Origin of the sequence: Mycoplasmopsis cricetuli ATCC 35279, assembly GCF_000526955.1 — a bacterium.
Classification (GTDB): domain Bacteria; phylum Bacillota_I; class Bacilli_A; order Mycoplasmatales; family Metamycoplasmataceae; genus Mycoplasmopsis; species Mycoplasmopsis cricetuli.
The window spans coordinates 1-10,693 of sequence record NZ_JAHB01000018.1; the positions used below are offsets into that span (position 1 = coordinate 1).

The following is a 10,693-nucleotide window of genomic DNA, read 5'->3' on the forward strand; positions in this document are numbered from 1 at the left end:
ATAAAAATAGTTTTTAAATTATTTTTATATATAAACAAATCAAAAACCTATTTTTATTTGTTTTTTACAAAAAATAGGTATTTAATTTAATAAATTATTTATATATCAAACTGTATTTTATTAAATAAATATTGCATACTTATGAAAGAAAATAATTACAAATTAATATTTAGTATATTCAAAAAAGCAAAAAATTGTCTTTTTTTTTTTTTTTTTTTAAATAATTTGAAATAATTTTCTAGAAATTATTTTTAAAACTAAAAAAAGGAAAAAATATGAGTATTAATCAAACATTTGTTTTTAAATATGATTCAAAAAAATGGTATTCAAAAACTAAATTAAAAGGAACTGAAAAAAGAGCATGAAATTATTATGGCACTAAAGAGGTTTCATTTATTGATTTGCTAAAAACATTGAAAATTTTAAAGAATTACTCAAAAAATCAAGAAAATATAGAAATACAAATAAAAGAATTTTTAAGTGATTTTAAAAATTTAGAAAGATATCAAATCTGAAACTTAAATTCAAAAGATAAAGAATTTTCAACTATAATAAAAACTGAAAATAGTATTAATAATAATAATAATATTTTTGGCCCATGTGTTTTAGTTGGTTTTTCTGAAAATAAAAACGATAAATGAAACAGCAATGGAGTGGCTATATTTTTTGAATGATATATTAAAAATGATAAAGCAATGGAATATGAACTCATAATAAAAAGAATTGAATTTTTACAAATAAATTTTGATAAAAAAAGCATTTATGAGATTCAAAAAGTTGAGTTTAAAGATATTAATGATATTTCAGATGAATATAATAAGCAATTAGATTTTGATAGTTTTATAAAAATAATAAGCAAAACAAAAAAACTTTTTAATTTAAAAGATGAAAAATTAGAAGATAAACTTTCACTTAAAAAATGAAATAATTTTTTAAAATATTGTAATGAAGTTTTTGAACAAAAAGAAGGAAAAAATAAAAAAGATTTTTTGTTTTTTCCTGATTTAAATGCTAATAATTCAAGTATTTTAAAATTAATAAAAAATAATAAAATTTGACTTTTTTCAGAAATTGAAAGAGATAAAAAAGACGTACTTATTAATTCAAAAGATCTTTTAATTTATAATTCAAAAGATGAAAATGAAAGTTTAAAAATAAAAATAAAAAAATACGATTTTTATAATGTAAAAAGTGAATTTATTAAAAATGAAGTGGAGAGCAAAATTAATGAATTTATTAGATTTATTGAAAATTTTGATAGAGAAATTAATTTAAAAGAAAAAAATCTAGAAAAAATAGAAAATGAAATTAAAAATATAGAATTTAAAAGAGAAAATTTATTAAAAGAAAAAAACAATCTTGTTAATGATTTAAAAAAACTTAAAAATGAAATTGAAAACATTAAGAATGATTTAATCTCTAAGAGAAATAAAATTACCAAAATAAAAAAAGAAATAAATACTCAAGAAAATAATAAAAAAAATAATAAAAAAAATAATAAAAAAAATAATTTAACTAATAAAAATAAAAAAATTAGAAAATTAGATGATTCTATTAAAATTAAAACAGATGATGAAATTAAAAAATTAAAAAATGATATAAAAAAAATTGAAAATAATATAAATGAGAATTTAACTGATAAAAAGAATTTGGAAAATAAAGAAAATGAATATAAACTTAATTTTGAAAATTTAAAAAAAGAAATTAATTCTTTAAATAATTTAATAAAAGTACAAGAATATAATAGAAAAGAAATAAATGAAAAAATAAAAGAATATGAAACTAAAAAAAATACCAAAGAAGAAAATAAAAAAATATGAGAAAAATTAAAAGAAGCTATTGAAAAAAATAAACAACTTAAACAATTTTATACAAATGTAGAAATTGAACTAAAAAAAGATAAAAATAATAAAAATTTTCAAGATAATTTAGTAGATTTTGATTATGAAATTGTAAATGATTTAAATGAAAATAATATCGAATTATTGCCTTATATTTCAACTAATCAAGCTGGTCTTTTAGCAAAAATTAGAAGATACATTGGAGCTTTTAAAAATATTGAAAAAGGACATTATAAAAATCCTTATTTAATTAAGTCAATTTTTGATTTTTCACAAATTCCAAATGAAATTTATGAAGAATATAAGTTTAATAAAGAAGTTTTGAAAATAAAAGAAAAATATATGCTTAATCAATTGCAATTTGAATCATTAGTTAAATCAATTTCAACAACTGGCGCCTTTTATTTACAAGGACCACCTGGAACAGGAAAAACTCAAACTATTTGTTCTATTGCTGAATATTCATTAAATCAGAATCAAAATATTTTAATAACTTCATCAACTCATGAGGCTATTGAAAATTTTATGGATAGAATACATGAAAATAATTTAAATGATCCAAATGTTGTTTTATATAAATTTAATCACAGAGAAAAAGAAAAAAATAAGAAAAAAACTAGTTTTTCCTTAGAAAAAATGTATAAAAATTTTTATGAAAAAATTTCTAATTTTTATTTAAATGAAATAAATAAAAAAGAAAATAATAATAAAGAATATAAGAATTTAAAAGAAAACAACAAAATTTTATCTTTAATTAATTTGAAAGATTTTTTAAGATTAAAAAAAATATTTGAAAAATCTAAAGAAGAAATAAATGATGAAGATTTAAAAATAATAAACACTTTAAATAAAAAAATTTGAAATGAACTAAAACTTAATGAATTTATAAATTTTTTTGGCAATATAAATCATTTTAAAATTTCATTTACTGATTTAAAATGTGAAATTAATTCAAATCAAGAATACAAAAACATTATTAAATTTGTAAATAAATTAAATGAAGTTGAAATATTAGAATTATTAAACTTAAAAAATATTTTGAATACTGAACAAAAAAGCTTTTATCAAAAATATTTGGATAAAAATAATTCAAATGAAAATTTTTCTGATCAAAATAAATCAGTTAAATTTGTTGAGTATGTTTTTGAAAATAATTTAATAAATGTTTTTGGACTAACAACAACATCAAGAACAATTATTCCAATTATTAATAGTAAAAATGAAATTATAAATAGAGATTTGTTTATTGATTATCCAATAGATATGGTTATCATAGATGAAATATCAAAGTCATGTACTCCAGAAATATTCGCTAGAATGATTTTAGCAAAAAAGGCTATTTTTTCAGGTGATTATAAACAATTACCGCCAACTAGTGATTTTCAAGAAAATGACATTTCTTTGTTAAAAACAGAATTGCAACAAAAATCAAATGAAAATATTTTTAATCATGAATATGAAAATAAATGAACTATTGAAAATATTGAAAAACTCTATAAAACTTCATTTTTCAAAAATCAAATTAAGGATATGAATAAATTAGAAAAAAATTTAAATGCTTATCAATACTTAAAAGTTCAACATCGATTTGTTGAAGAAATCATGAATTTAGTAAATGAATTTTATAAAGATGATGAAAAATTAGTGATGCCAAAAAATAGTGCTAATCAAACAACTAATTTAAAATTAAAATTATCTTTTTCACATCAAAATCACCCTATTTTAGTTGATACTACTGTTTTGAATGAACAATATATTAAAAAACTAAAAAACAAAGGTTTTGAACTAACCAATAATGCAAATGCATTTGATCAAAGTAAGAGTATTTTTGCTAGTGAATATGAAAGTAATTCAAAAGGTTTAATTAATGAATATAATGCTTGAATTATTGTGGATATACTTAATAAGTTAATTAAACAAAACGAGCATAAAGAATTTAAAAATAAAATTGGAATTATTTGTTTAACTAGAAATCAAGTTTATATAGTAAAAGAAAAAATAGAAAATGACAAAAAATTAAAAAATTTAGCAGTTAAAATTGATACAATAGATAATTTTCAGGGAAGAGAAAAAAGTATTATTATAGTAGATTTTGTTAGAGCAGAAAATATTTATACTGAAAAAATTGAGATACGTAATAAAAGAAATATAGATTTTTTAAGTACAGATGAAAGAATTAATGTAGCTATTTCACGACCTAAAGAATTTTTAATTTTAGTTGGAGCTTTTGATTACTATTATAAGGAAATTACTAATCAAAATAAACATGATTCATTAATATCAAAAATATATAATTTTTTTAATTCTAGACCAAATCAAAAAGAAAAAAGTGAAGAGGTAGAATGATATGTTGAATAAAACTCATAAAATTGATTTTTTGATGCCTTTTGTTGAAAATCAATTACTTGTGGAAATAGGTGTTTTAAAAATAGCTGAAAAATTAGATATGATGATTTTAGATTTTTTTAATGACTTAAAAAGATTTCCTTTAGATTTATCAATTAAAGATAATATATTAAAAGCTTTTAATTTAAAAGAATCATATTGAGAATATCTTAAAGATAGAATAAATAATTTAATTAATACAAATAATTTAGTATGTGAAGAAAATCTAAATTTAGATTTAGAAAGTGAATTAAAAGGTAATTGCAAAATAAATGAACAAGTATTAAAAAGGTTTAAGTTTGATAATTTTATTCTTTTTGATGAACAAATAAAAACAAAACAAAATATTTTTTATTATGAAAATTTATTTTTTGGTGAAGAAGATATAAATTTTGTTAATAAAAAAGAAAAATCTGAAAATATTAGTGGTTTAGATGAAAAAATAAAAAAATTTTTTGATAAATTAATTTTGGATTTTAAAGAAAATCTAAATAAAATTAAAAATACAGAAAATAAAAATAATTTTTCTTTAAGAAAATTATTATTTATAAAAGAAAATGACAATGAAAAAGAAATATTTTCTTTAAAAAATATAGAACAAGAATTATATATTAAAAAAGTACCCTTTTATATAAATTTAAAAAAAGATAAAGATAATGATTATTTCATAGTAATTAAAGATAAAACATTTATGGATTATATTAAAATTCTCTTTAAAATGAATATGTTTAATTTTCTTTTTGAAGATTTTATTAAAGATTATTTTTATAAATTTAATGATTTTTTTAAATCAACTGAAACCTCAAATTTAAATCCATATTTTGAAGTTTTTGATAGTCATGATAATTTAAGTATTCTTTCGGAAAAAAACAAAAATATAACTTTAATTTTCAATCAAACAAATTTAAGTTTTTTAAATGATGATATTTTTAAATTTGGTTTTATTAGTGAAATTAAATTTAAAATATCAGAAAATGAAATAAAAAAAGAATTTATTATTGAAAATATTTTAGGTTTTAGAAAATTAAATGAGATCGAAATTAATGATGAATTAAAAAAAATCTTGAATTCAAATCCTTTGTTTTATTTAAAAGAAGAATTTAAGAAAAATTTTAATAAAATATTTTCAAATAATTATTTTAAAAAATATATTACTGATTTTATCACTAAAAATATTGTTTTTCATTTAGAAAAAACTAATGATTATGATTTTTTAAATTATTTATTTAATATTTTTACTAATGATCAAAAAGATATTATTTATTTAAATATTATTGATTCAAAAAATAACATAAATATATTTAAAAATTTAAGAATGCCAATGTCTATCAATAAAATTTTATTAAAAAATATTAGCAAAGAAATTATGAGATATGATCAAAAAAACAATTGTAAATTATTTAGTTTTTTAAAAAGCGAAATTTTTGATGATGATACCTATATAGAAATATGTAATTCATATAATAAAAAAATTGAAGGTTTATTTTTTGTTAATTGAAATAAAAATAAAAAATTTGTAGAAAATCAAGAAAATATTCAAATGAAATTTGAAAAATTTAAAAATAAAGAAAATAGTGATCCCAATTATAACTTTGAATTACAAGATTTAGAAAATGAAATATTAAAATTTGAAAAAGAATACAATGAAAAAATATTTTCTAAAACATTTATTTTTGATATTAAAAATAAAATTAGAGAGTTAAAGTTAAAAAATGAAGAAAAATTAAAACAAGAAATTGGTAGTTTATCTATTGAAATCAATAAATTTATTGAGTACATATTAAATATTAAAAAACCTAAGGATTTTAATAAAAGATTAGAAGAATCTAATTTTAGTGAAAATCTAAAAGAAAAAATTAAATGATTAAAAAATTGAAGAAATCAAATGATACATTTGGACAAAAACAAGAAAGATAGAGTTAAAAATGTTAATTATAATGAATTTACCATAGTCAAAAATAAATTTGAAAAATTAAAAAAGGATCTTGAAAAATAATATGAGTCATATTGCAACTTTTACAATTAATAGTGAAAATGAAACTGTCATTACATGCAATAATATAATTGACAAATTAAATGTAATAATTTCAAATTCAACTCTTGATGATGAATTTAAAAATGAATTAATTAAAAGAAAAAACATTTTAGAAAATAAATTAAAAAATTCATTGGGAACTTTTGAAAATAATAAAGGTTTTGAATTAATAAAAGAACTAGATACTTTATCAAAAGAAGTATCTAATATTAATTGAAATTTAATGGCATTAAATTATATTGCCAGACAAAAGCAAAAAAGTAAGGTAAATTATTTAGAATATATTTCCAAATATGGTTTTTTGGCAACACAAGCAATTCAAAATCTTGAAAATAAATATAGTGAATTTACAAAAGATGAATTAAATCAAGAAATAGAAAAAATTAGACATCAAATTATAAATTCAGATAAGCTAAAGGAATTTCACCAAAATGTTATTCAATATATTGATACTTTAAATATTAAATCACCTGAGTTATTGTTTGAACTTAAAAATAAAATTTTAAAATTAGACACCACTCAAGAACTATCAGATTCAATTGCTTATATTGATAGTAAGGTTATTGAAATGCAAAAAATTGAAACTTTGGCTAAAAATGTATTAACAAGTTTAAATAAAATTGAAGGATTTGTTAATTTGAAAAATAAAAATCCAGTTTTAAAATTTGATAAAAATAAACAGCATTTAGTAAAAACTTATTTTCTAGTAAATAAAAATAACAATAAAGTTCAAATTAATATTAAAGGAAATATGGAAATATCTTATAAATTAGGAAATTATATTGGTCATGCTTGTGAAAAAACAACTAGTAAATTATTGCAAGATCTTAAAAAAAATGGATATATTATCAGCAACATGAACATAACTAGAGAAATTGGAATTAGTAATAAAAAACAAAGACAAAAAGCATTAGAACTAAAGGAGTTATAAATGTCATATTACAATTCAATCAAACAAATTCCTCAAAAAATAATGCATAAAAATATTATTATTTTGTCTGGAAATGTTAATGATTTTATTTTTTTGGATAATTTAAATGATCAATCATTAAATGACAATCAAGAAATTCAAGATTTACCAAAGGGAATATTCTTAAAACTTTCTCAATATATAGGTTTTTATTTAAAAAATAATAGTTTTCAAAAAATTGAACATTTTATTCCTTCTAAAGGAGTAATTGATTTAAATAAGTCTTTTGTAGATATTTTATTTCCTAAAGAAGAAGAAGAAGAAGATTTTTCAAAATTAGATGATGAAGAAGCTGAATTTGAGCAAAATGAGGAAAATCAAGTTTCTCCAATTGAACAATATATAAATGAAATTATTTTATATATTGAGGATTTAAAAAAACAAAATAAACCAATTAAGAAAATTGCTTTTATAATTGATTTAAGTGATTTACTTTTAAAAGAAGTTAACTCAACAATAATAGCTAATTTAATTTCAAGTTTTATTGATTTAAGCAATCCCTTTGTAGACAAATATTTAAAGGAAAAATATAAATTAATTTTAATTTGTAAAAATAAAGAAATTTTAAATAATTTAATTATTGAAAATAATATTGAGCTTAATTTTCATACAATTCAAGTTCCAAACACTAGAGAACGAGAAGATTTTATTGAAGCAAATACATCAAGATTTAATGAATTTTTAATTGAAGAAAAATTAGATAAATCAAATAGGTCTAAAGAATTTAATGATGCAATAGCACTTACCAATGGGTTATCATTTAGAGAAATTATACAAATTGCAAATGTAGCTGCAAATAATAAATTTAAAGATTTCAAAGAACTTTATAGAGTTGTGTTTTTAGATAAAAAAGAATCAGAATGAGAAAAAATTAATCAAGAAAAACTTAAAAATTTTCAAGTAGAAATGAAAAAAAGAGTCAAAGGTCAAGATTTTGCAATCAAACAAATGGAAAAGACTTTAATTAGATCATTTGTTGGTTTATCAGATTTGTCTAGTTCTCATGATAATAAGCGTAAACCTAAAGGGATTTTATTTTTTACAGGTCCTACTGGAACAGGGAAAACTGAATTATCAAAAGCATTTGCTGAATTTATTTTTGGAGATGAAAATGCACTTATAAGATTTGATATGAGTGAGTACAATCATGAACATAGTGATGAAAAGTTAATTGGATCTCCTCCAGGATATGTAGGTTATGAATCAGGCGGTCAATTAACAAATGCTGTTAAACAAAAACCTTTTTCTGTTTTACTTTTTGATGAAATTGAAAAAGCACATGGCCGTATTTTAGATAAATTTTTGCAAATTTTAGAAGATGGGCGATTAACTTCTTCTAAAGGAGAATTAATTGATTTTTCTGAAACATTTATAATTTTTACATCAAACATAGGAGTTAAAGAAACACTGAATTTAGCAAAAGATAACAATGATGTTGATTTAATTAGAAAAACATTTAAAAAAGAAATTGAAAAATATTTTAAAGAAACACTAGGAAGACCTGAAATTTTAAATAGAATTGGAGAAAAAAATATTGTTCCATTTAATTTTATAACAGATCATGAAATCATTAAAGAGATAATAAATAGTAAACTAAAAAAACTAAAAAATAATTTATATAAAGATAAATTAATTCAACTTCAAGAAGAAAATGAGGAAACTTTAAAGTACTTAATTATAGAAGTTAAAAAGGGATTTAAACCTGAATTAGGTGCTCGAGGATTGATTTCTGAATTTGAAAAAAAATTTATTGACAAAATGATTTATTTTTTGTTTGAAAATTATCAACAAATTTTAGCAAACAAAAAAAATGGAATATTAACAAAAATAAAATTTGATTATTCAAATGAAAAAACAGATTTTATTTTTTCAATCTTATAAATAAATGTTTTTTTTTTTTTTTTTTTTTTTAAATAAAAACATTTCTAATAATATTTTTTGTATTTCATTATATTTATTTTTATAATATAAATAAAAAGCACAATGCAAGTTATAGCAAAGTGCTTTTTATTTAAATTGAAAATTATTTTTTCCAGATTTATCTTTTAAAAGAGAAATAAAGATTTCTCTTTTACTGATTTTGTCTAATTGTGCTTTATGTTTTTTGTTTTTTTCTAAATCTAAAAGTTCAGATAATGCTTTAATATAATCTCTAAAACTTAAATTAATTAAGTTAAATTTATCTAGTTTTTCTCACAATACAAAAAAGTTTTTTTTCAAGAAATTTTTATCATTTTCATCAAATTTAATATCAATTCGTTTAATTTTCTTAAAAGTAATGTCGAAAAATTTTAAAAATAATTTGTTTATTAATAAAACTGATTTATCATTTTTTACTATTTTTTTTAAAAAAATAACAATTTTCCTTGGTTTTAACATAGTTTTTGATTCAAATACTTTATCCAAAAAAGTATCAAATTCTTTTTTATTTCGTGAAGTAATCAATAAATAAAAATTAACAATTTTAGATAGTGCAAAAACATAGTCAATATCTTTTATTTTCTTATCTGTAGCACTTATAAAGTGTAAAATTTTATTGTATATTTCATTATAAATTTTTTCTAATTTAAATTTATCTTTTTCCTTAACTTGTTCTATTTCTTTTTCTAAATTTTCAATTTCTTTATCTTCAATTACTTTATTTTTTATGTCTTCATTATCAGATTCATTATTTTTATTTTTTTCATTTTCAGAATTTTTTGATTTATTGTTTGAATTTGGCAATTCATTTTTTGGTTTTTGCGGTTTGGAGGCTTCTTTTTTAGTTTTTTGGTTTTCTGAAGCAGTATTTTGATTTGGTGTTTTATTTTGTTTATTTTGTTGTGAACAAGCAGAAGAAATAGCTATCATAGGAGCCACACTAATAAGTAAAGGCAATAAAATCATTAATTTTTTACGTTTCATTTTAATCCTTTTTTAAAATTTTTAATTAAGTTTAAACTTATAATAACTATATTATATATATATATATATATATATGAAATTAAAGTATTTGTCAAATAAATTTCAAATTAAAAATAACATAGAGTCTAAAAAAATATTTTTAAACTTAAAAATTATAAATTTGTTTAAAATCAACTAATTTTTTATAAACTAAAAAGCAAAAAACTTAAAGTTGTAACTCTGAATTTTTCTATAAAACAATTTATTATAGTGTTTAAATTTTAGGGGGAGATGTAATTGTTTGATTTTTTGACACAGCTCTAAGAACTAGTTTTTTTTTTTTTTTTTTTAATTTAAATATTGTCATTAAATAATTACTTGAAATCAACTTTGCAAAAAGTAAATTTAAAGAGTTAGAACTGTTCAAAAAAGTTTAATTAAATAACAAAGCACCACTAATAAATTTTAATAAAAATTTTGACATTGGATCAAGAACTGGGTAATTATTTCACATTATATTAAGAAAAAAATAATTAAAAAATTTACAACTTATGGCATTAATTCTTTTAAAAATTTAAT

General features: G+C 18.3%; 5 protein-coding genes. 4 read left to right on the forward strand and 1 reads right to left on the reverse strand.

Annotated features, from left to right (window positions below; all coding sequences use genetic code 4):
* Window positions 1-275: 275 nt before the first annotated feature.
* From U744_RS0103575 to U744_RS04845, 4 genes are read left to right on the forward strand one after another with little or no spacing between them, the layout of a single operon-like run.
* Complete coding sequence (locus tag U744_RS0103575) at window positions 276-4,199, forward strand: AAA domain-containing protein (RefSeq protein ID WP_025755691.1); 3,924 nt, start codon at window positions 276-278, stop codon at window positions 4,197-4,199.
* A complete protein-coding gene (locus U744_RS0103580; RefSeq protein WP_025755692.1) occupies window positions 4,189-6,222 on the forward strand; it encodes an RNA polymerase beta'' subunit family protein in 2,034 nt (677 codons plus the stop codon). Before U744_RS0103575 ends, U744_RS0103580 begins: the two co-directional genes overlap by 11 nt.
* 1 nt (window position 6,223) lies before the next feature.
* Entirely contained in the window at window positions 6,224-7,192 is a 969-nt protein-coding gene (locus U744_RS04325; protein WP_156921648.1) for a hypothetical protein, read from the forward strand.
* Window positions 7,193-9,112 (forward strand): AAA family ATPase, encoded by a 1,920-nt coding sequence (locus tag U744_RS04845; protein ID WP_025755693.1) that lies wholly within the window; start codon window positions 7,193-7,195, stop codon window positions 9,110-9,112.
* Window positions 9,113-9,238: 126 nt separating this feature from the next.
* Here U744_RS04845 and U744_RS0103600 read toward each other — a convergent pair whose 3' ends face one another.
* Window positions 9,239-10,135: a hypothetical protein gene (locus U744_RS0103600; protein ID WP_025755694.1), complete on the reverse strand. Its 897-nt coding sequence runs from the start codon at window positions 10,133-10,135 to the stop codon at window positions 9,239-9,241.
* Window positions 10,136-10,693 lie beyond the last annotated feature (558 nt).